Consider the following 20680-nt stretch of genomic DNA (forward strand, 5'->3'; position numbering starts at 1 on the left):
CAGTCCAGGCTAAACGCGTCCTCGGACATCACGGCGGACGTTCGCCGTCAGCCGAAGCCGCCGCCCCCGTCGAAGCCGCCGCCGAACCCTCCGGCGTCGAAGCCGCCGGAGTAGCCGCCGCCGTCGTAGCCGCCGCCGTATCCGCCGCCGTCGAATCCGCCGTGCCCGGCTGCGTCGATTCCCCCCGCGCCGGGACTGACCATCTCACCCAGCCAGCCGGGCTGGTCGCCGAGGATCAGCGAACCGGCGCCGACTGTGAAGTACGTCATCACCGACGTCGCCCCGACGAACTGGTACGCGACCAGGGCCATGACACCGGTCTGCATCATCACTTCACGCGGGTCGACGTACTCCCTGCGATCGGCGACCGCGGTCCTGGCCCTGACCGCGTCCTCGGCTGCGGCATCCGGTGCGCCGCCGGGTGCCGCGTGGCCCATGCGCCGTTCCTCGGCTCGTCTGACCAGCTTCGCCAGGATCGAGGGGTCCTCCGGCGAAGCGTTCTGCTCGGCCGCCGACATGAAGGGGCGCAGCTGCTCGAACATCTCGCGCCGACGTGCCACCGGCACGTCGGCGAACGCGGAGGCATGGGCGCTTTCGATGACGCTCGCGGGAAGGGTGTTCAGCAGGTACACGTAGCGCGAGATCTGCTCTTCCTCGCTGACCGCCGTGTAGGGGCTCCTGCGTCTGCGGAACCTCGACAGAATGCCCATGGCGCACCTCCGTTGCTGCGGGTTCGAGGCTACTCGCGAGAGGTCTGCTGAGACAGCCTCATCCAGAGCTCGTCGGTCTGGCGCACGGTGTCTTCGAGCGATCCGGCGGTGTCGATCACGACGTCGGCGATCGCCAACCGCTCCCGGTCGGAGACCTGCGATGCGATGCGGGCCGCGGCCTCCTGCTCGGACAGCCCTCGCAGCTCCACCAGGCGACGTCGGCGCACGTCGGCCGGCGCATGCGCCACGACGATCAGGTCCCACGGGTCGCCCAGGCGCGCTTCGGCCAGCAGCGGCACGTCATAGACGACGACTGCGTCGGGGTCGGCCGCGAACGCGGCCGCGAACTGCCGCTGCGACTCGACCCGCACGGCGGGGTGCACGATCGCGTTCAGCCGCGAGACGGCGGCGGGGTCGCCGAAGACGCGCGCGCCCAGCGCAGCGCGGTCGAGCGAGCCGTCGGGGCGCAGCATCACCTCGCCGAACTCGCCGGAGATGGCCGCGAGCACCGGGGAACCGGGCTCTTGGACGCTGCGCACGACCAGGTCGGCGTCCACGACCACGGCTCCGTGCTGGGCGAGGTGCCGTGCGATGGTGGACTTTCCGGACGCGATGCCTCCGGTGAGGGCGACGAGTGGCATGCATCGAGGATGCCATGCTCAGAACTTTGGGGAGTCCTGAGGAGCTCCTGAGCCGGAATTGAGTCCGGCCGCGTATCGTCGGTTGCACCCGAAGGAAGCAGATCCTGGGACGGCCTCTGGGGGAGGATATGCGATGACAGGCGGACGCGATCGTGCGACGCCTGGATCTCGCGCCGTCCGTCCGCGTCACGCAGCGCAGCTGCGACGTGCAGGATCTGGTTTCGGTACGGCGGGATGGCGATCGTGGGGGCGATCGCCATCCCACACCGTTCCTCTGGCGCCGTGATGAGCGACCCGGACAGGAAGTTTCAGGCCGCCTTCTGGGATATCATTACCGACGTTCAGGCGCCGGCCATCGAGTCGTCCGCGCCGGAGGGTGCGAAGGTGGACGAAGCACGCGTCGCGGTGGTGATCGAGGATGAAGAAGACATCCGGTCGCTGCTGTCTGCCGTCCTGTCGCAGGCAGGGTTCGCCGTTCACGCGGGTGCCACCGGCGAGGAGGGTCTGACGCTGGTCCGCACGCACTCGCCGCTGGTGACGACCCTGGACGTCAACATGCCCGGCATGGACGGCTTCGAGACGGCGAAGCGGATCCGCGCGATCAGCACCACCTACATCGTCATGCTCAGCGCGCGCACCGAGGAGATCGATGCGCTGCAGGGCTTGGAAGCCGGTGCGGACGACTACGTGGCCAAACCGTTCCGCCCCCGTGAGTTGCGGGCGCGGATCGACGCGATGCTGCGGCGGCCGCGACACCACCTCGCGACCGGATCCTCCCCCGCCCCCGACAACGTGGACGCCTCCCCGGTGGGCTGGCTGGAGCACCAGGGCGTGCGGCTGAACCCGCAGACCCGCGTGGTGACGCTCGAGGGGACAGGCCTGGACCTCACCCGCAGCGAGTTCGACATTCTCGCGGAGCTTCTGCGCTCCGGCCGTCGCGTGCGCGCCAAGTCCGACCTGGCCACGATGCTGCGCGGCGAGCAGGTCACCGGCACCGAGTTCTTCAGCGACAGCGATGCGCGCGCGATCGAGGTGCACGTGGCGAACCTGCGTCGCAAGCTCGGCGAGTCGCCGGCGAGTCCCCGCTGGATCGAGACGGTCCGCGGAGTCGGCTACCGCCTGACGGCCTGAGCCCTACTCGGCCTCGCCGACGAGGATCGAGGTGTCCACGCTGGTCGCGGCGCGCCGCGCCGCGCCGCGCGCGACGGCGGACAGCGCCTGCGGGTCGTAGCCGGTCGTGTCGCTCAGCGCGACGCCCACCCCGACGACCGGTATCACCGCGCCCAGGGCGCCGTCGGCGCCGACGGCGCCCAGATCATCGAACAGCCCGCGGTAGATGGCCCCGGCTTGACGGCGCGCTTCCCGGGGGGATTCCATCAGGCCTCCGACCAGAAGTCCACCCGGCCCGTCCTCGGCGACGAAGGCGTTCGAGGGCGCGTGGCGGCGCACACCGGCGCGCCAGGTCTCGGTCACGGTGCGGGCCACATCGCTGCCGAAGGCCGTGGAGATCTGCTCGAGGTCGTCGATGCGCACCGCGATGACCCCGATCAGTTCCGACCGGTGGCCAGCCCGCTCGGCGAGGTCCTCCAGCGCGCCGAGGAACACGTCCTGCGCCAGAATGCCGTCACGGGTGCCGAACCCGGGGGGGCGGAGGTGAGCGCGCATCGGCGCGCGGGGGGCGCGCAGGACGGAGGTGGCGACGACCGCGACGATGGAAAGGGTCACCGTGACGAAGCTGGCCGCCACCGTGCCGAACGCATTCTGGAACAGGTCGCTGTCCACTCCGGATGTGAAGTAGACGATCGTCCTGCCGAGGAAGAACAGCGACTGGACGCCGAACACCGCCGACAGCGCCCAGGCGGTGCGCGAGGAGCCCAGTTCCCCGCGCACGCACTCCCACGACGCGGCGCCGGCGAGCACCATCAGCGGGATGAACATCCACAGCGCCCCGGCCCAATCGCCTCCGTCCGGGCCGGCCACGTAGACCGAGCCGGCCGCGGCCACGCTGGTGGCGGCCACCACGACCGCGGGCCAGTCGGTGCGGTGATCGTTGAAGCGACGGCATCCGAGCCACATGCAGCCGGTGCCGGCCACGAAGGCGCCGTTCCCGACGGCCACGGCCCACCAGGCCTCCGGAGACCGAGCCCAGATGAGGTACGCCAGCGTCGTGAGCATCGCGGCGAGGAAGCCGAGGGCCCAGAGGCGCCCGGCGCCTTCATCGCGACGCAGCAGCGTGCCGACGATGAAGAGGAGGCCGCTGACGTTGACCACCAGCGCGCTCATCACCAGCACGCTGGCGAGGTCGAGGGCGAGGTTCATGCGGGGGTCCCTTCCGGGGCTGTTGCGGGGAGTTTGACGATGAAGGTCGTACCGACGCCGGGCGCGCTGTGCAGGCCGAGCTCGCCGCCGTGCGCGCGCACGATGTCCCTGCTGATCGCAAGACCCAGCCCGGTGCCCGCACGCCGCGACGGTCCAGCCTTGTAGAAGCGCTGGAACAGGCGGGCGCGCTCGGACTCGGTCAGGCCGGTGCCCGTGTCGCGGACCAGGATCCAGCTGGAGACCCCGTCGCCGGTGGTGCCGAGGAAGACCGTCCCGCCCTCGCGGTTGTAGGTGATCGCGTTGGAGAGGAGATTGTCCACGACCTGGCGGATGCGCAGCGGATCGGCCCAGAGGATGGCCTCCTCCAGGCCGCTCGTGTCGATGGTGATCGATCTGCCTGCCGCGCGCGGGGCCAGCGCCTCCGCCGACGCCCGGACGATGTCGCGCGCGTCCGTGGGCACGGGCGAGAGGGACGCCGCGACCGACGTGGACGTGCTCGAGGCCGCCAGGATGTCGGCGATGATCCGCAGCAGGCGTTCCGCGTTGCGCTCGGCGATGTCCAGGTTCGACCGCACGCGGTCGGGAAGCTCCGGATCCTCGATGGCGAGGTCCAGGTAGCCCAGTATCGAGGTCAGCGGGGTGCGCAGCTCGTGCGAGACCGAGGCGACCAGGTCCTCCCTGGCCCGCAGTGCGTTCAGCTCCGCGGTCACGTCGCGCGAGACCAGGACGGCTCCGGCATCCTGCCCGGACGAATCGGTCAGGCGGCGTGCGGTGATGCTGAGCGCCTGCCGCGGCCCCGGCTCCCCGCCGAACCACACGATCTGGCCGTCGAACGCCTCGCCGCGCAGCGCGCGCTCGAGCGGCAGCTCCTCCCGCGGCAGGGCGGTGCGCCCGTCGTCGCGGAACGCGGGGACATCGCCGGCGGCGTCCTCCACCGGAAGGACGATCTGCTGCAGTCGGCCGTGTGCCTCGTTCGTCACGGCGACCTGGCCGTCCGGCGCGATGCGGATCACGCCGAAGTCGACGGCATCCAGCACCTCCGTCAGCTCCTGCTCTTGTCGGCGGGTGCGCTCCAGCAGCCGCCGCAGCAGGTGCGACTGCTTGGCCAGCAGCATCCGCTGGGCATCCGAGCGGCGTGCGGACAGGTGGCTGGTGGTGGCCACCGCGATCAGCACCAGCGGCAGCAGCAGCGTCGCATACGTGAAGTGCTGGTTCAGGGCCGTCAGCAGCGCGGCGATGCCGACCCCTGCCACGACCACCGCGATCAGCCCGAACAGTCCGAACCCGGCTGCCAGCCACGTGGTCGGAAAGATCCAGAGCAGTCCGAGCGCGGATCCCGGAGCCGACACCTGGATCAGCGTGATGGCGACGATGTCCACGGCCGGCACCAGTGCCACCCAGCCGGGGGCCACTCGGTTCCACGGGATCACCAGCGTCGCACCGGTGACGACGGCGATGACGACCACCCCGGTGAAGAACAGCACCACATCGCCTGCGAACGGCCCGAACGCGATCATGAAGGCGAGCGCGAAGACGACCGACCCCAGCAGGAGCTGGTTCAGCGTCGCAGCCCGGGCACGGGTGCGGTCGACGAAGTCCTCCTGCAGCCACGTCAAGCGGCGGGCGCGCGGATGGGGCACCGACTCCTCCGGGACGGTCTGGGTTGCAACGGCCATACCGCGACGGTAACGGATGCCGCCGCCCCTGCGCCCCGGAAACGGCGTCAGCCCCGGAGCGCCGCAGCCTCGCTGAGCCATCGCGCGTAGAGATCCCAGGGATCCTGCGCCCCGCATCGCACCGTCTCGATGTGCGCGCGCAGCCGGTCCGACAGGCGGAACCACTCCGTGCGATCGAATCGTTCGTCCAGGAACTGCGCGTGTCGGCGATGCTCGAGGCGACGGTCGCCACGCTCGAATCCGAGCAGGTCGTCATGCCGGATGGCGGCCAGCCGTTGCCGCGGGTTGCCGCTGGTGCCGATCTTCACCCGATCCTCGAACCGGAGGTAGTACACCACGTCCACGCGCGGCGGCGACAGCTCGGCGTCGACCAGCTCGCCGTGCGTCCACTCGCACACGGCGCAGAGCCAGCCGGAGGGGAAGCGGACTCCGAGGCGCGAGCCGCACAGACGGCACGGAGCAGGCAGGAGGTCAGGGGCGCCGAGTTCGCGGCTCGCCCATTCCGCCGCCACGACGAGGTGACGCTCGCACAGATCGAGCGGGGCATCCGGCGGCGCGGGGCTGCGGCAGCCGTCGATCACGCAGCAGGTGGGCACGTCCGGATGCTACGCGGGAGGCCGGACACCGCCTGCCGACCACGGCGGCAACGGCGAAGGCCGCCACCCGGGGGTGACGGCCTTCGCTGTGTGCAACTGCTGAGGATCAGCGACCCGAGAGCTTCTCACGGAGCGCGGCGAGCGCCTCGTCGTCGGCCAGGGTGCCGCTGTTGCCGTTGTCCGACGCGAACGAGCTCGACGCGGAGCTGGTCTCGGTCGGAGCCGCGGCCTCGGCCTCGATGGCCTTGGCGACGGCAGCCTTGTGCTGCTCCCAGCGCGCCTGGGCGGCTGCGTACTCGAGCTCCCACTTCTCGCGCTCGGCGTCGGAGCCTTCCTTCCACGCCTGAGTCTCGACGTCGAATCCCTCGGGGTACTTGTACTCCCCGTTCTCGTCGTACTCGGTGACCATGCCGTACAGGGCCGGGTCGAACTCGGTGCCGTTGGGGTCGACCGACTCGTTCGCCTGCTTCAGCGACAGCGAGATACGACGACGCTCCAGGTCGATGTCGATGACCTTGACGAAGACCTCTTCGCCGACCGAGACGACCTGCTCCGCGAGCTCGACGTGCTTGCCGGAGAGCTCCGAGATGTGCACCAGGCCCTCGATGCCGTCCGCGACGCGAACGAACGCGCCGAACGGGACCAGCTTGGTGACCTTACCCGGCGTGACCTGACCGATCGCGTGGGTCCGGGCGAAGACCTGCCACGGGTCCTCCTGCGTCGCCTTCAGCGACAGCGAGACGCGCTCGCGGTCCAGATCGACCTCGAGGATCTCGACGGTGACTTCCTGGCCCACCTCGACGACCTCGGAGGCGTGCTCGATGTGCTTCCAGGAGAGCTCGGAGACGTGCACCAGGCCGTCCACGCCACCCAGGTCGACGAACGCACCGAAGTTGACGATGGACGAGACCGTGCCCTTGCGGACCTGGCCCTTGTGCAGGTTGTTCAGGAACGACGTGCGCGACTCGGACTGCGTCTGCTCGAGCAGTGCACGACGCGACAGCACCACGTTGTTGCGGTTCTTGTCCAGCTCGAGGATCTTCGCCTCGATCTCCTGGCCGAGGTACGGCGTCAGGTCGCGGACCCGGCGCAGTTCGATCAACGAGGCGGGCAGGAAGCCGCGCAGGCCGATGTCGACGATGAGCCCGCCCTTGACGACCTCGATCACGGAGCCGGTGACGACACCGTCAGTCTCCTTGATCTTCTCGACGTCGCCCCACGCACGCTCGTACTGCGCGCGCTTCTTGGACAGGATGAGGCGACCTTCCTTGTCCTCCTTCTGGAGAACCAGCGCCTCGACGGTGTCGCCGACCTTGACGACCTCGTTGGGGTCGACGTCGTGCTTGATGGAAAGCTCACGCGAGGGGATGACGCCCTCGGTCTTGTACCCGACGTCGAGGAGGACCTCGTCGCGGTCGATCTTCACAACGGTTCCTTCGATGAGGTCGCCGTCGTTGAAGAACTTCAGAGTCAGTTCGACCGCGGCCAGAAAGTCCTCAGCAGATCCGATGTCGTTGATGGCGACCTGCTTGGTGGCCGGGGCGGTCGTTGCGATAGTCATGTAGTGGGTTGTCCTTGTTGGGTTGGGTATCGGGCTGGGACGCACGGGCAGACAGCTGCCTGCGGCCTCAGCGGGGTGGATTGGATTGCGAATGTCACGCACGCATGGCAATGAAGCCACGAGGGTGACGTTTCACAGTACCAGAACGCTGCTGTGGCCCGCATTATTTCGCGCTGCGGCCATCGGTTCAGCGCGCCCCCAGTGCTGCCGTCAGCCGCTCGAGTCCGTACGCGAAGGCCTGCTCCACGTCTCCCCCGAGCCGGAATGATCCCGACAGCTCCATGTTCACGAAGCCGGTCGCCCACGCCGTGAGCAGGCGCGCGGCATCGAGCGCGGCATCCTCCCCCACGAGTTCGCCGGTGGCCCGAAGCACCGGCACGGCGGCACGGGCCATCGCCGCCTCGGCGCCGTCCGCGGTGAAGAGCAGACGGAATCCCTGCGGATACCGGTGCGCGAACGAGCGGTACGTGCGCGCCAGCCCCCCGATCGAGCCGTCCGATGCCTCCAGCTGACGCGCCAGGTCGTTCGCCGTCTCCTCTGCCACCAGTGTCAGCAGCGCGTCGCGGTCGCGCACCCGCTTGTAGAGCGACGGCGCGCGGACCCCCACCTGCTCGGCGACCGCATGCATCGTGAGCTTGGCGGGACCGGCCGATTCCAGGATGCTGCGTCCCGCGGCCACGATCTCGGCGAGCGATGTGCGTTCCGGCGTAGGCATGAGCGGGCTCCAGACGATAGTGACGATGGCTATTGACCAAAGCTATCATAGCTATGTACCATAGCCATCAATACCCGCACCCACCGAGGAGAACGCATGCAACTCGCACCGCACCTGCACCGGATCGGCAACGACGTCGTCGCGGCCTACCTGGTCGACGCACCGGAGGGCATCACGCTGATCGACGCCGGCCTGCCGGGACACTGGCGTGACCTACGGGCCGAGTTGACGGCGATGGGGAGGTCCATCGAGGAGGTCCGCGGCGTCGTGCTCACGCACGGAGACAGCGACCACATCGGTTTCGCCGAGCGGCTCCGCGAGGCGCACGGCGTTCCGGTCTACGTGCACGCCGCGGACGCCGATCGCGCCCGGGGCGGTGACAAGCCGAAGCTGACGATGGGGCCGATGCGCCTCGGCGCCGCGGCGCGGTTCTTCGCCTATGCGCTGCGCAAGGGCGGAATGCGGACGCATTACCTGACCGAGGTGGTGGAGGTGAACGACGGAGAGGTCCTACCGCTGCCCGGCGCGCCGGTCGTGATCGGGCTGCCTGGTCACTCCCCCGGCAGCATCGCCGTGCACGTGCCGTTCGCGGATGCGCTCTTCGTCGGCGACGCGTTGACGACACGGAACGTCCTGACCGGACGGACGGGCATGCAGCCCGCGCCGTTCACCGACGAACCGTCGCGCGCGCTCGAATCGCTCGGACGCCTGGCGACGGTGGCGGCCGGCTGGGTGCTGCCCGGTCACGGCGCCCCATGGCGGGGGCGGCCTGCGGATGTGGCGGCTGCCGTGCGCGAGGGCATCAGCCCTTGAAATCGTCCGGATCGACGTCGTCCAGAAATCGCTTGAACTCGTCGAGCCGCTGCTCGGCCTCGATCGCCGTCTCGGCACCGCTCTCCAGCTGGCTCTCCAGCTCCGCCTCGAGCTCGGTTTCGATGTCGCTCTCGGTGACCGTGTCCGGCACGCCGGCATCATCCATGACCGCGTCGGCCACCCAGATCGGCGCGCCGACCCTCGAAGCCAGGGCAACGGCATCCGATGGCCGAGCGTCGACGACACGCTGCCCCAGACTGCTGGAGAGCGTGACCTCCGCGTAGAAGGTGCCCTCCTCGATGCGGGTCACCGCGACCCCGGTCACCGACGCGTCCAGCGAGTCCAGCAGCGATCGCATCAGGTCATGGGCGAGGGGACGCGGCACCGCGGCCCCCTCGACCGCGACCAGGATGGAGGTCGCTTCCATCTGACCGATCCAGATCGGGAGGATGCGACCCTCACCGGCGATCTCGTCCAGCGGTTTGAGCAGGATGACGTGCTGGCCTGTGGGGTCGAGCGCGACTCCGGCGACGCGAACCTGGATCATCGGCCCTCCTGCCTCATGGGCGCGTGTGTCCCATCGTAGGCTCCTGCTGCGCGCCGGCCAGAAGAGGATCAGGACCGCGCTGCACCGGCCGCGGCAGGTTCGTCGGGCAGGACCAGCGCAAGCTCGCGCGTGTCATCCCACGGTTCGGTCCAGCCCAGGCGAGTGAACAGCCCGTCCAGCAGCATGCCGGTGAACCCCCAGACGAGGTGAGCGTCCTCACCCTGACCCACCAGGAAGCCGGGTCCGCGCCACTCCTGGCCGTCGCGCCGGATGACCGTCACGCCGCGGTTCGCGGGGTCGACCAGGTCGGCGACGGGTGCCCGGAAGACATCGGCCGACTCGGCGTGGTCCACCGCGTGCACGGGTGACGGATGCCGCCACCACGCCAACACGGGAGTCACCAGATGCCGGGAGTACGCCAGCGGCAGATCCTCCAGTGTGCCGAGCACCTCGACCCCGGCCGGGTCGAGCCCGGTCTCCTCGCGAGCCTCGCGCAGGGCAGCGGCGATGGGTGAGTCATCCTCCGGATCCACGCGGCCGCCGGGAAGTGCCACCTGCCCCGGGTGCGATCGCAGCGTCGTCGCACGCGAGAGCAGAAGCAGGTCGAGATCGCGGGAGAGCGCGTCGGACTGCGCCTGGTGCTCGCTGGAGAGCGAGTCGAGGATGCCGAACAGCACCAGCACCGCCGCACGACGCGGGTTCTCCCCCAGCGGTACGCGGGAGAGCGCGTCGAACTCCGCTCCGCCCAGGCCGGCTGCGGCGGCCTTCGCGACGCTGATGAGCTGCGCACGGGCACGCTGGGGGGCGGAGTCCAATGGCATCCGTTCAGGCTACGCCGGAAGGCTCGGCGCGCAGACGGTCGGTCGCCGTCTCGTCCAGAGCGCGCAGCGCGAGGAACGTGATCCACTTCGACGGCTGCCCGGGCGGCACATCGAGCGGGAACCACATGCGGCCGGGGATGTCGTCCTCCTGCAGCCACGTGCCATCACGCCGACGCCGTGATCGGACGAGCTCGAGGCTCTCCGCCGCACGCGGATCGAGCGGCTCGCGGTCGTGACGCGCCGCACGGGTGACGTAGTCGACCGCCTTCAACGCCGTGAACGGCGCGCGGAAGGGATAGAGAATCGTGCTCGCCCACGAGCCGACCTCCTCGCCGGTGGTCAGCCGGTAGCGCAGGCGCCGCTCCAGCAGGTACTCCTCTCCCCGCTTGCGTGCCGCCCGCAGCTGTGCGGTTCCGCCGGTCCGCTGCTCATACTCGAGCAGCGCGACGAGGGCGTTGATGGTGGAGTGGAACGAGGACCTGGTGGAGCCGTCCACCCAATCGCAGTTCCATCCGCCGTCGGCGAGCTGATGATCGGGGAACCATTGAGCCAGCCCGGCGACATCCGCGCCGAGCCAGGCGCCGTTGGCCAGCGTCATGGCGTTGATGCACACGTCCACCTCACCGTCCCAGTACGGCGAGTCGTCGTACTCCCACCGGGAGTTGCGGGCCAGCTTTTCGGCCGTGCCGGCCAGGGCGGCGGCATCCAGTCCCCACTCGCGCAGCGTCGTCAGCGTCCACGTCGTCGCCGTCCAGGGCTGACCGGCTTCGTCGTCGCTTCGGTCCGCGGGGAAGAACGCCCCGCCCGCCCATTGCCCGTCCGGGTCCTGATGTGCCAGCAGGGCCGCACCGTTGCCCTCGGTCGCGATGCGCGCGCGGGTGGCCTGCCAGGTCTCGGCCGGGGCGTCGAGCAGGTCGCGCTCGACCTGCCACCGCAGCACAGGATCGGAGTCAAGCAGCCAGGAAGTCACGTCCATGCCCACACGGTAGGACGTGGTGCCGACGTGCGCCAAGGGCGGAGGAACACGGGCTGCCCGAACCTGCGGTGGCCACGGCTGCGGCAGGCATCTACCCTCGATGCATGGCGAGCGGAGCCGAAGCGGGCTGGTACGACGACGGCAGCGGAAAGCAGCGCTGGTGGGACGGCACACGCTGGAGCGCGCACTACGTCGACCTGAGTGAACCCGCCATCGAACTGCGGGCCGACGCAGGACCCGCGATCAGCGGTTCGGCAGAAGAGGGCTGGTACGACGACGGGCGCGGCCGTCAGCGGTGGTGGAACGGGACGCGATGGACGGATGCCGCCAGGTTCACCGGCCAGGAGCGATCGTTGGCCGGAGTCGTGGTCGACGGCCGCTGGCTCCACTTCGGGGCGCTGAGCGAGCCGGCGGCCGGTGCGCGAGCCTCCGCCGAGACAGGGGCGCTGCTGCTCAAACGAGGGCTCCTCGGAAAGCCGGCGACCACGCGCACCCTGTTCGGCCCCGGCGGGCCGATCACCCCCCGGCTGCTGCCCCGTTCCGTGCGGGCGGACACGACGTACCTGTTCGTCCAGGTGGCCGGGCAGGTCTGGCTCGCGCCTGTTGCGACCGGCCAGGACCGCGAAGCCGAACAGTTCGCGACGTGGATCAACACCGTGTCCGACCACTACCGCTACCGCCCCTGATCCGTCTGAGCCCGCCACGCCCGGCGCCTGACACACGGTGATCGCGGTGCGTCGGGGTCTGCACTCGAGCGAGGATTGAGCGGTCCGCGTCAGGCCGCGCGGAGAACCTCGTGCATCGCCTTGCCGCGCGCGAGTTCGTCGACCAGCTTGTCGAGATACCGGATCTGCCGCATCAGCGGATCTTCGATGTCCTGCACCCGGACACCGCAGACCACGCCGGTGATGAGCGAGGCACCGGGGTTCAGCCGGGCGTCGGCGAAGAACTCCGTGACGGTGGCGCCGTCGGCCAGATGCCGGCTGAGCTCGGCTTCGTCGAAGCCGGTCAGCCACCGGATGACTTCGTCGACTTCCTCCTTGGTACGGCCCTTCCGCTCGGCTTTCGCCACGTAGAGGGGGTAGACCGCCGCGAAGCTGGTCCGGAAGATCCTGCTCATGCCAGGAGTGTAATGCGACCCTCTGACCGCGCGTGGATGAGCGCCTCCTGGAAGGCGGGTGCGCGATCGTGTCCCGCCCACGCGGCGACCCCCTTGCGGACAATACCCCAGTCCACGATGCTATTCGCCAAGAATCACCCGCTTCTTTTCGTCGAGCAATGTGCTGGGGGTCCATCATGAGTCATCCGTCCGCGCGCAGGAACCGCAGAGCCGCGGTCGCGCTTCTGACCGCGTTCGCCGCCGCGATCTCGGTCGCGTCCGCCGACGCGACGGCGGCGTCGGCCGACACGCCGCAGTCCTGGGTGGTGGCAACCGGCTTGGACAATCCGCGTCAGCTCTCCATCGGCGCCGGTGGAGCGATCTACGTCGCCGAGGCGGGCACGGGCGGCGACGGGGTCTGCGTGCCCGACCCCGAAGACCCCACCGCCAGCGAGTGCCTGGGCGACACCGGCGCTGTGACCGAGATACGGCGCGGCACCCAGACCCGGATCATCACCGGTCTGGCCTCTCTGGCCGGCCCGGATGGCTCTGGCGCCACCGGCCCCTCCGCCGTGAGCGTGCGGGGCAACACCATCGCCGTGCTGATGGGCTTGGGGGGCGACCTCGACAAGCGCGCCGTCCTTGGAGCGGGCGGTGCTGCGCTGGGCACCGTGCTGACCGGCCGTATCGGCGGGGCGCTGAGCGTCGCAGCGGATGTGACCGCCTACGAGGCCGCAGCCAACCCCGACGGCGGGGAGGTCGATTCCAACCCCAGCGGATTCGTCGATGTCAACAGCAAGCGCTGGGCGGTGGCGGATGCCGGAGCGAACGCGGTCGTCAGCGTGGGTGGCAACCTGCCCGACACGACGCTCGCCGTGCTCCCGCCGGTGCTCGCCGTTCCGCCGTGGGGAGGGGACCCGATTCCCGCCCAGTCGGTGCCGACGCAGGTGGTCACCGGCCCGGACGGCGCGTACTACGTCTCAGAGCTGCTCGGATTCCCCTTCCCTGCCGGGGAGTCCCGGATCTGGCGGGTCGTTCCCGGTCAGCAGCCGACGGTCTACGCAACCGGTCTGAGCAACGTGACGAGCCTCGTCTGGCAGCACCAGACGCTGTACGCCGTGCAATTCAGCGACGGCAGCCTGCTGAGCGAGGAGCCGCCGATCGGCTCGCTGCGCGAAGTCGTGCCGGGAGCCGAGGAGCACCCCGCCGTCCTTGCCGGGCTGCTCGCTCCCTATGGTGTGGCCGTTCACGGCAAGACCGCGTACGTCAGCGTCGGTGCCATCCTGCCCGGCGCGGGTGAGGTGCACGCGGTCGACCTCGGCTGAGCCCGGCTCACGGGCGCGGCCAGTCCCGCGCCCGTGAGCCGCTGCACCGAGGCGTACGGTCCCGGACGGCCTCGGCGGGGCGCCGATAATGAAGGGGTGGAGCCCTGGGAGATGCGCGAGTGGTACGCCGAGTACCTCGACGCATGCAACCGGCATGACCTGGACGCCGTCCGAGAGTTGGTCGATCCTTCGGTTCGGCGTGCGCACCTGCCCGGTGGTGCGGAAGCGTGGATCTCGGACATGGCCGAGCTCTTCCACGCATTCCCCGACTGGCGGTGGCGCCGCATCCAGCTCATCGTGGAGGACGATCGTCTCGCCGCGCATCTGCGCGCAAGCGGCACGCATCTCGGCGCATTCCGAGGCATTCCGCCGACACGACGTCACGCCAATGTGGCGGAGTTCGCGATCTACCGCGTCGCGAACCGACGCGTCGTCGAATTCTCCGGCACGACCGGCGATTTCGAACTGCTCGCCCAGCTGAGAGGCTGAGCCGCTCGCTCTTGCGTCGTGGGCTGTCGGCATGCTCCGGACCCGACGCTCGGTCTGAGTCCGGTACGCCCTGCCGGCGCCCGGCGGCCGGGGCGCGTAGCCGCGCACCCCATAGGACTAAAGTCCCGCCGTTATGGCGGGCGAGACGAAATCACTCTTGATTGCCGCGTCGTCCGTGCTTAGCTATTCGCACCCGGGATTGGAGCGGCGGGAATGAGTGATGACGCGGTGACGCGTGCCGGCTCAACGGACGACAATGACGTCCCTGACTCGGATGTAAGAGTGTTCGTCATCAATCACCGGGACATCGTCCGACGGGGCTTGCGGGCCGTGCTGGAAGACGCCGATGATCTCGTCGTCGTCGGGGAATCAGCCGGCGTCGAATCGTGCGTGCCCGAGGTGGAGAGGGCCGAGCCCGACGTCGCCATCATCGACGGGACCGGCGCGCCCACCGAAGCCGTAGAAGCCGTGCGGACCCTGCGAGATGAACGTGACGACGTCCAGTTAGTGATCCTCGGCCATGCCGACGTCGAACGCACCCGACGGACCGCGATAGACGCGGGCGCGGACGGCTATCTGCTCGATGACGCGGTGGCCGGCGATGTGCACGACGCGGTCCGTCACGCGGCACGCGGAGACCGGATGCCGGGCACGCCGGCCGGGGCCGGCGGGGCAGTTGCCGATCAGAACGAGATCGTTCCCGATCTGACCCTCCGCGAGAGACAGGTGCTGAGCCTGATCGCCGCCGGCATGACCAACCGCCAGATCGGCGAGCGGCTGGGTCTGGCGGAGAAGACCGTCAAGAACTACACCTCTGCGGTCCTGGCGAAGCTGCATGTGCAACGCCGCACGCAGGCGGCGATCTACAGCATGACCCACGCCGAGAACCCCGCTCCTCGCAGCCGAAACTAGTCGCCGCGCACCCAGCCGTGCCCCGCTCCGCCGCAGCCGGCTGAGTGTGAGTCGGCCCGGCCCGGCCCGGCTGGCCCGCCGGAGGACCAATGGCACTTCCACCGACGCGGGGTTCTGACGGAATGTGGTGGTGCCGGCACTTCGCGGCGGCGACGCCGAAACGCGTCGACGTCCGCTCAACAGGAAGGAGAGCCGATGGATCGCTACCGGTTCTGCTCCGCGGCCTTGTCCTCGCTTCACGGGCACACCTTCCACGGCATCCATCCCTCTCATCGCAGCGAGCCGCCCGGTCGGGTCCACGGCGCGGACTCCGCCGGATCGCCGCTCGTTGGAGCGCAACTGCGCGGCTGACCCCGCCCAACGACCGTTGCCCGGCCGCCTGCGACGTCAGTTGCGCGCACGCGGCGCAGATGACGTGTGGAGTCGGCTCTGTGCGACCACTCAGCCACACAGCCGACTTCGCCCACCCCTTCGGCACCCACAAGGAGCGACATGAACGACTACACCTGGAACCGTCAGCCATCGGCCGGCGCACGCCCGATCACGCCCAGTGACATCCACCTGCCCCCGACTCAGCCCATCGACGTGTCCGCACTCATCGCTGCAGAGCTGCTACAGCGCGCTGTGAAGGGCCCGCCGGGTTAGACCGCGATCAGCGGGAGAGTGAATCGACCGCGGCGGCCACGACGCGCGCCATCCGCTTGCGGATGAGGTGGTCTCCGCCGTCGATCTTCTGCACCGCGACGTGGCGCATCCGTTCCACGATCCGCAGTGCACCCGGCACGAGGAACGGGTCGAGCGTCCCGTACACGACCTGGATGCCGGTGTCCACGGCTGCGATGTCCGTGATCGCGGTCTGGGACTCGATCGAGTTCTCCAGCGAGAGGACGAAGGCCGTCCAGTTGGTCTCATCCACGACGAGCGCGTTCTTGATCGGCGACAGACGCGCCACGAAGGCGGCATTGCGGATAGTGAATGCCGGGTTTCCCCGCAGGAAGTCGTAGACCTGCCGGTAGATCTTCATCGCGGCGCGGTCGATCGGATCCCCGACGACATCCGGCGGCAGGTAGATCGGCGGGCTCACCAGCACCAGTCCGGATAGGTGCGTGGAGCGCCGCGCGCCGTACCGTGCCGCGATCAATGCGCCCATCGAATGCCCCACGAGCACGAATGGTCGTCGCAGCTCAAGCCGCCGGAGCGTCCGCTCCAGGTAATCGACGTGTTCTTCCAGTGTGAACGTCGAGCCCTCCGGAGCGGGCGAGCCCCCGAACCCGAGCAGATCGATGGCCACCACACGGTGGGTGGAGCGGATCAGCGGCACGACATTCTCGAATGTCACCGAGGAGGACGCGATGCCGTGCACCAGGACGACGACCGGTCCGGTCCCCTCATCCAACGCCACGTGCAGCGACGGCCGGTTCCGGCGCTCCCGCAGCTTCGCCAGCGCTCCGGTCAGAACGCCCCGTGCGCTCCCATCGGCGCCGGTGCGGTCATCCCGCGGGCCTTCACCTACGCTGTCCCGCTCTGTCTCCACGGCGCATTCCGATCGTGGCGGCGAACGGCCGGTTGCGCCGCACTCTGTCACCGAACACCGATCCGACGACAGACGCCAGGGCCAGAGGTCCCCGCGCGGAGAGCACGGGGACCGGCACGCGCGCCGGCGCGTCCGGGGTGCGGCGTCCACGGGACCAATGGCACTGCCCCTATGTGCGGCCGGTAGCAGAGGGTGGCCATACGCATCCGGCGTCTGCTCGGATGCGTCACTGTTCTGCTGTATGAGAGGAAAGATCATGGCTCGCAATCTCGTGCGATTCGACCCGTTCATGGGACTGGAAGTGCTGCGCCACGACCTGTTGAACGACACCTTCCTCAGGGGAAGCCGCGGCAAGCTTCCGACCACCGACGTGTACACCGAAGGCGACGACGCGCTCGTCGTCGAGGCACATCTGCCCAATTTCGACGAGAAGGACGTCTCGGTGACCGTGGACCGCGGCGCTCTGGTGATCCAGGCCGAGCGGCACGAGAAGCAGGAGGACAAGGGCAAGAACTACGTGCTGCGCGAGAGCAGCAGCAGCTTCTACCGCAGCATCGCGCTACCGGAGCAGGCAGAAGACGGCAAGATCTCCGCGTCGTTCGAGAAGGGCGTGCTGAAGGTCACCGTCCCGCTCAGCGGCGGGACGTCTCCGCGCAAGATCAGCATCGGCTCCGCGCAGGGCGAGATCGGCGGCGAGGGAAAGGCCGCGCCGGCAAGCGGCGCAGCTTCGGAAGGATCGGGACCCTCGCAGTGATGCGTCGAGCCACCACTTCCCACGTGCGTCAGCGGGCGCGACCCGGCACGCGCGGGCTAGCTCTCAGCACGTATCGCCTCCCCATTCGCGGGGTGAACTCGGACTGAGAACGCTGCCGGGTTCCCTCCTCGTCTGTTGGTGCTTGCGGGGAGGGGACCCGGCTTCGTATGCGCGGCGTCGCCCTCGGGCGCCGGCACCCGTCGCGCCCGCCCTCGGCGGGCGGGACTTTGGACACTATTGCGGTCTCAGCGCTGCGGCGCATGATGAAATCGGCGGCGGAATGACAGAACCACCTGCCCGGCCGCGCAGGAGAAGTGCGATGATCCGGGTATTCCTCGTCGACGAGAGTGAGATCCTGCGGCTGGGCATCACGACGCTGATCCAGTCGCAACCGGGGTTCCGAGTGGTCGGCGAGTGCAAGTCGGTGCTGGAGGCGCCGGCACGCATCGCGGCCGCCGCGGTCGATGTGGTGGTTCTGGATGCCCATCTGCAGGATGGCAGCGGGATCGAACTGTGCCAGGTGGTGCGCTTGATGCGCCCGATGCCGCGCTGCCTCGTCTTCACCGCAGACTCGGCGCGGGCCACACTCATCGCCGCCACGCTGGCCGGAGCATCCGCGTACGTCCTGAAGGGAGCGCCGCCGTCCAGCTTCGTGGAGGCACTGGTGCGGGTCTCGGACGGTGAGCAGCTGCTCCTGGCGCCGGACGGCGCGACCGGGACATCCCGCGCCGCGGTGCCGGCGACCGCCCGCGCGGATCCTGATCTCTCCCTCCGTGAACTCCAGGTGTTGCGGCTGATCACCGAGGGGATGACGAACAAGCAGATCGCGCACGTTCTGGACCTGGCAGAGAAGACCGTGAAGAACTACGTCTCGGGACTCCTCGTGAAACTCGGCCTGGAACGGCGCACCCAGGCCGCTGTCTACGGAGTCGTCCACGGCGTGCGGCGGCCGGAGCCGGCGACGCCCGCCCTGGCACCGCGTGTGACCGACCCGGCCACGATCACGGAGCCGGTCCGTCATCCGCTCGAACCCTGATGGTCCGGCCGGGCCCACGGCGCAACAGCGATCGACCCCGCGCCCGGGAGCGCGGGGTCGATCGCTGCCGTGGTCCTAACGACGGGTGGCGGTGACGATGAGGTACTCCCACGGCATGACACCGTCCCGGAAGAACCGATCCCCGAGCGCCGCCATGTCGGCGTCGAGAGCGGCGACCTTCTCGGGGTCGTCGGCGATGAACCGGTACACCGCGATCGTCGGACCGTAATTGGCCTTGAAGAAGTCACGCAGTTCCTCGCCCGTGGCGAACCGGTCGACCAGGAGCGCCTGCTGGTGGGCAACCACGCTCTCGACGCGGTCGCCCAGAAGCATCCGGACATGCTCGACGCTCCCCCACAGCGGAGCGGGCGAAGAGCCGGGCGGCGGCGGCGGCGCGTACGGCTTCATCGTCGCGAAGAGCTGCCCCACGAAGCCGTTCGGCGTCCAGCTCAGGATGCCGATCCGCCCGCCGGGGCGGGTTACCCGGACCAGTTCATCCGCGGCGAGCTCGTGGTGCGGTGCGAACATCACGCCGATGCTCGAGAGCACGACGTCGAATTCGGCGTCGCCGAACGGGAGGGATTCGGCATCCGCGGTCTGCCAGGTCAGGTCGATCCCTTCGGTCTCGGCGGCGGCGCGTCCGACGGCGAGGAGCTCCGGAGTCAGGTCCGTGGCGATGACGGCGGCACCGCGCCGAGCCGACGGGATCGCGGACGTGCCGGTGCCGGCAGCGACGTCCAGGACGCGCTGGCCGGGCTGCACATCGACCGTTTCCACAAGGATGCCGCCGAGGGGGCGGACGACCTCGTCCACGACGACGGGGTAGTTTCCACTGGCCCACATCGCGGCGTGCTTGGCCTTGAGCGCCCTGTCCTCGGGGGTACCCGTCACGGTGCCGGTGGTGCTGGTCAAGGTTGACATCTGATTCCTCCTGTTGTGGTTGGTGCCACCACGGTAGGAATGCCGGGTCGTTGCGCGCATCGGCGCCGACGCGCAGGATCCGCCCCCCGGCGCAGGCGGGCTGGCGGCCGGCGCGTACGCGCTACGTGGCGGACAGAAGTCGTGCGACCGCGGCAGTGCGGGCTGTGCGCCCGCTCAGCCCGAGCTTCGCGTACACGTTCTGCAGATGCCGCTCGACGGTGCGCACGGACAGGAACAGCTCGGCGGCGATGGCATCGTTGTCGTACCCGGCTGCGGCACGACGCAGTATCTCGAGCTCCCGCGGAGAGATCAGCGCCGCGACGTCGTCGGGGCGGACGTCGGTGGCCGCACGCCGGTCCGGCTCGAGGAACTCCGTGATCTCGTGCAGGAAAGCCGGCCAGGCGGGCTCGTCGGCCAGCACGATGTGATTGTGACTGTCCAGACCGACGAGACGGGCACCGCGAATGCCGGCCGCGAGGTGCCGGGCATGATGGAACTCGTTCATCTGATCGCCTCGACTGTGGATGACCAGGGTGGGAAGATCCAGTTCGGGCAGGCGCCACGACGAGTCGGTGACCTGGCGCTGGGCGCGGGAGGTGACCGCTGTCTCGGTGTCGCATGCCCGCCGCTGCAGGTCGTCGAGCCACCGCATCTGATCCTCGGTCCCACCCGGGATCATCATGCTGCTGAAGACCCGACGGAACTCGGACGTCGGCCGAGCCCATCCCACCCGGATCAGCGCCTCGAAGGCCGCCAACAGCTCCAGCTCCTCCGCAGTCGCCGCTGCCTGCGCCCCCGAATAGCTGCCGTAGAACACCAGGCGGGTGAGGCGATCGGGATGCCGCGCGGCGTACTCGATCGCGACCGGACCACCCTGCGCCATGGCCATGAGCGCGAACCGGTCGAGCCCCGCGTCCGCTACCACGGCCTCCAGGTCGGCGACGCGGGCGTCCAGGCTGTGGTCGGTGACTCCCCGGTCCGAGAGCCCGTGCCCGCGCTCGTCGTAGCGGATGACGGTCGCGATCCTGCCCAGTTCGACCAGGTAATGGCGCCACACCGGGCTCTCCCAGTCGAACTGCAGGTGGCTGAGCCAGCAGGCATCGATCAGCAGCGGCGGCCCGGATCCGTGCACGGCGTACGCGATGCCGACCCCATCGGCCGACCGGGCGAACCGGATGTCCTGGACGACATCGGCCTTGCGCGTCTCCACGCCGACATCATAGAAGGACCGCGTC

Annotated in this window: 23 protein-coding genes; 9 read left to right on the top strand and 14 right to left on the bottom strand. The window is 69.5% G+C overall.

The window, feature by feature from the left end; genetic code table 11:
• Positions 1–47 precede the first annotated feature (47 nt).
• Together NQ152_RS01465 and coaE are read right to left on the bottom strand one after the other, a co-directional pair.
• Positions 48–710, bottom strand: a complete 663-nt coding sequence (locus NQ152_RS01465; protein ID WP_257522759.1) for a hypothetical protein — start codon at positions 708–710, stop codon at positions 48–50.
• A gap of 29 nt (positions 711–739) precedes the next feature.
• Positions 740–1351, bottom strand: a complete 612-nt coding sequence (coaE, locus tag NQ152_RS01470) for a dephospho-CoA kinase (RefSeq protein WP_257502478.1) — start codon at positions 1349–1351, stop codon at positions 740–742.
• A gap of 384 nt (positions 1352–1735) precedes the next feature.
• On the opposite strand from coaE, the gene NQ152_RS01475 reads away from it, so the two are divergent.
• A complete protein-coding gene (locus NQ152_RS01475; protein ID WP_257502477.1) occupies positions 1736–2482 on the top strand; it encodes a response regulator transcription factor in 747 nt (248 codons plus the stop codon).
• A 3-nt stretch (positions 2483–2485) separates the two neighbouring features.
• Here the strand turns inward: NQ152_RS01475 and NQ152_RS01480 are convergent, their stop codons facing one another.
• The 5 genes from NQ152_RS01480 to NQ152_RS01500 all read right to left on the bottom strand — a co-directional run bounded on the left by NQ152_RS01480 (position 2486) and on the right by NQ152_RS01500 (position 8218).
• Entirely contained in the window at positions 2486–3670 is a 1185-nt protein-coding gene (locus NQ152_RS01480; protein WP_257502476.1) for a hypothetical protein, read from the bottom strand.
• A complete protein-coding gene (locus NQ152_RS01485) occupies positions 3667–5346 on the bottom strand; it encodes a cell wall metabolism sensor histidine kinase WalK (RefSeq protein ID WP_257522760.1) in 1680 nt (559 codons plus the stop codon). The genes NQ152_RS01480 and NQ152_RS01485 overlap by 4 nt, the downstream gene beginning before the upstream one ends.
• Positions 5347–5393: 47 nt before the next feature.
• On the bottom strand, positions 5394–5942 hold the full coding sequence (locus NQ152_RS01490) for a GIY-YIG nuclease family protein (RefSeq protein WP_257522761.1): 549 nt from the start codon (positions 5940–5942) through the stop codon (positions 5394–5396).
• 106 nt (positions 5943–6048) lie between these two features.
• Complete coding sequence (gene rpsA / locus NQ152_RS01495) at positions 6049–7503, bottom strand: 30S ribosomal protein S1 (RefSeq protein WP_257502473.1); 1455 nt, start codon at positions 7501–7503, stop codon at positions 6049–6051.
• Positions 7504–7690: 187 nt separating this feature from the next.
• Complete coding sequence (locus NQ152_RS01500) at positions 7691–8218, bottom strand: TetR/AcrR family transcriptional regulator (protein WP_257522762.1); 528 nt, start codon at positions 8216–8218, stop codon at positions 7691–7693.
• A 96-nt stretch (positions 8219–8314) separates the two neighbouring features.
• Here NQ152_RS01500 and NQ152_RS01505 point away from each other — a divergent pair, with 96 nt between their 5' ends.
• The gene (locus NQ152_RS01505) at positions 8315–9031 is read left to right on the top strand and encodes an MBL fold metallo-hydrolase (RefSeq protein ID WP_257522763.1); all 717 of its coding nucleotides are present in this window, start codon (positions 8315–8317) and stop codon (positions 9029–9031) included.
• Here NQ152_RS01505 and NQ152_RS01510 read toward each other — a convergent pair.
• The 3 genes from NQ152_RS01510 to NQ152_RS01520 form a co-directional block, all read right to left on the bottom strand.
• A complete protein-coding gene (locus NQ152_RS01510; RefSeq protein WP_257502470.1) occupies positions 9021–9578 on the bottom strand; it encodes a bifunctional nuclease family protein in 558 nt (185 codons plus the stop codon). The two genes, NQ152_RS01505 and NQ152_RS01510, sit on opposite strands and share 11 nt — an antisense overlap.
• Positions 9579–9646: 68 nt before the next feature.
• The gene (locus NQ152_RS01515) at positions 9647–10399 is read right to left on the bottom strand and encodes a CoA pyrophosphatase (RefSeq protein ID WP_257522764.1); all 753 of its coding nucleotides are present in this window, start codon (positions 10397–10399) and stop codon (positions 9647–9649) included.
• A gap of 4 nt (positions 10400–10403) precedes the next feature.
• A complete protein-coding gene (locus NQ152_RS01520; RefSeq protein WP_257522765.1) occupies positions 10404–11375 on the bottom strand; it encodes a squalene cyclase in 972 nt (323 codons plus the stop codon).
• Positions 11376–11479: 104 nt separating this feature from the next.
• On the opposite strand from NQ152_RS01520, the gene NQ152_RS01525 reads away from it, so the two are divergent.
• On the top strand, positions 11480–12061 hold the full coding sequence (locus NQ152_RS01525; protein ID WP_257522766.1) for a DUF2510 domain-containing protein: 582 nt from the start codon (positions 11480–11482) through the stop codon (positions 12059–12061).
• A gap of 89 nt (positions 12062–12150) precedes the next feature.
• On the opposite strand, the gene NQ152_RS01530 is transcribed toward NQ152_RS01525, so the two are convergent.
• The gene (locus NQ152_RS01530; protein ID WP_257522767.1) at positions 12151–12495 is read right to left on the bottom strand and encodes a DUF2200 domain-containing protein; all 345 of its coding nucleotides are present in this window, start codon (positions 12493–12495) and stop codon (positions 12151–12153) included.
• A 176-nt stretch (positions 12496–12671) separates the two neighbouring features.
• On the opposite strand from NQ152_RS01530, the gene NQ152_RS01535 reads away from it, so the two are divergent.
• The 4 genes from NQ152_RS01535 to NQ152_RS01550 all read left to right on the top strand — a co-directional run bounded on the left by NQ152_RS01535 (position 12672) and on the right by NQ152_RS01550 (position 15845).
• Positions 12672–13799, top strand: coding sequence for a ScyD/ScyE family protein (locus NQ152_RS01535; RefSeq protein WP_257522768.1), 1128 nt, complete (start codon positions 12672–12674; stop codon positions 13797–13799).
• 96 nt (positions 13800–13895) lie between these two features.
• Entirely contained in the window at positions 13896–14288 is a 393-nt protein-coding gene (locus NQ152_RS01540; RefSeq protein ID WP_257502464.1) for an ester cyclase, read from the top strand.
• Positions 14289–14570: 282 nt separating this feature from the next.
• Positions 14571–15200 carry a response regulator transcription factor gene (locus NQ152_RS17205; protein WP_257522769.1) on the top strand — a complete coding sequence of 210 codons (630 nt, stop codon included), beginning with the start codon at positions 14571–14573 and terminating at the stop codon, positions 15198–15200.
• Positions 15201–15692: 492 nt separating this feature from the next.
• Entirely contained in the window at positions 15693–15845 is a 153-nt protein-coding gene (locus NQ152_RS01550; protein ID WP_257502462.1) for a hypothetical protein, read from the top strand.
• Between the two features lie 7 nt (positions 15846–15852).
• Here the strand turns inward: NQ152_RS01550 and NQ152_RS01555 are convergent, their stop codons facing one another.
• The gene (locus tag NQ152_RS01555; protein ID WP_257502461.1) at positions 15853–16734 is read right to left on the bottom strand and encodes an alpha/beta fold hydrolase; all 882 of its coding nucleotides are present in this window, start codon (positions 16732–16734) and stop codon (positions 15853–15855) included.
• Between the two features lie 256 nt (positions 16735–16990).
• On the opposite strand from NQ152_RS01555, the gene NQ152_RS01560 reads away from it, so the two are divergent.
• Positions 16991–17488 (top strand): Hsp20/alpha crystallin family protein, encoded by a 498-nt coding sequence (locus NQ152_RS01560; RefSeq protein WP_257522770.1) that lies wholly within the window; start codon positions 16991–16993, stop codon positions 17486–17488.
• 319 nt (positions 17489–17807) lie between these two features.
• Positions 17808–18524, top strand: a complete 717-nt coding sequence (locus NQ152_RS01565) for a response regulator transcription factor (protein WP_257522771.1) — start codon at positions 17808–17810, stop codon at positions 18522–18524.
• 75 nt (positions 18525–18599) lie between these two features.
• Here NQ152_RS01565 and NQ152_RS01570 read toward each other — a convergent pair whose 3' ends face one another.
• Together NQ152_RS01570 and NQ152_RS01575 are read right to left on the bottom strand one after the other, a co-directional pair.
• Positions 18600–19445, bottom strand: coding sequence for a class I SAM-dependent methyltransferase (locus tag NQ152_RS01570; protein WP_257522772.1), 846 nt, complete (start codon positions 19443–19445; stop codon positions 18600–18602).
• Positions 19446–19566: 121 nt separating this feature from the next.
• The gene (locus NQ152_RS01575; protein ID WP_257502457.1) at positions 19567–20655 is read right to left on the bottom strand and encodes an alpha/beta fold hydrolase; all 1089 of its coding nucleotides are present in this window, start codon (positions 20653–20655) and stop codon (positions 19567–19569) included.
• Positions 20656–20680: the final 25 nt, after the last annotated feature.

It is taken from the genome of Microbacterium sp. zg.B48, assembly GCF_024623505.1.
Taxonomy (GTDB): Bacteria; Actinomycetota; Actinomycetes; order Actinomycetales; family Microbacteriaceae; genus Microbacterium.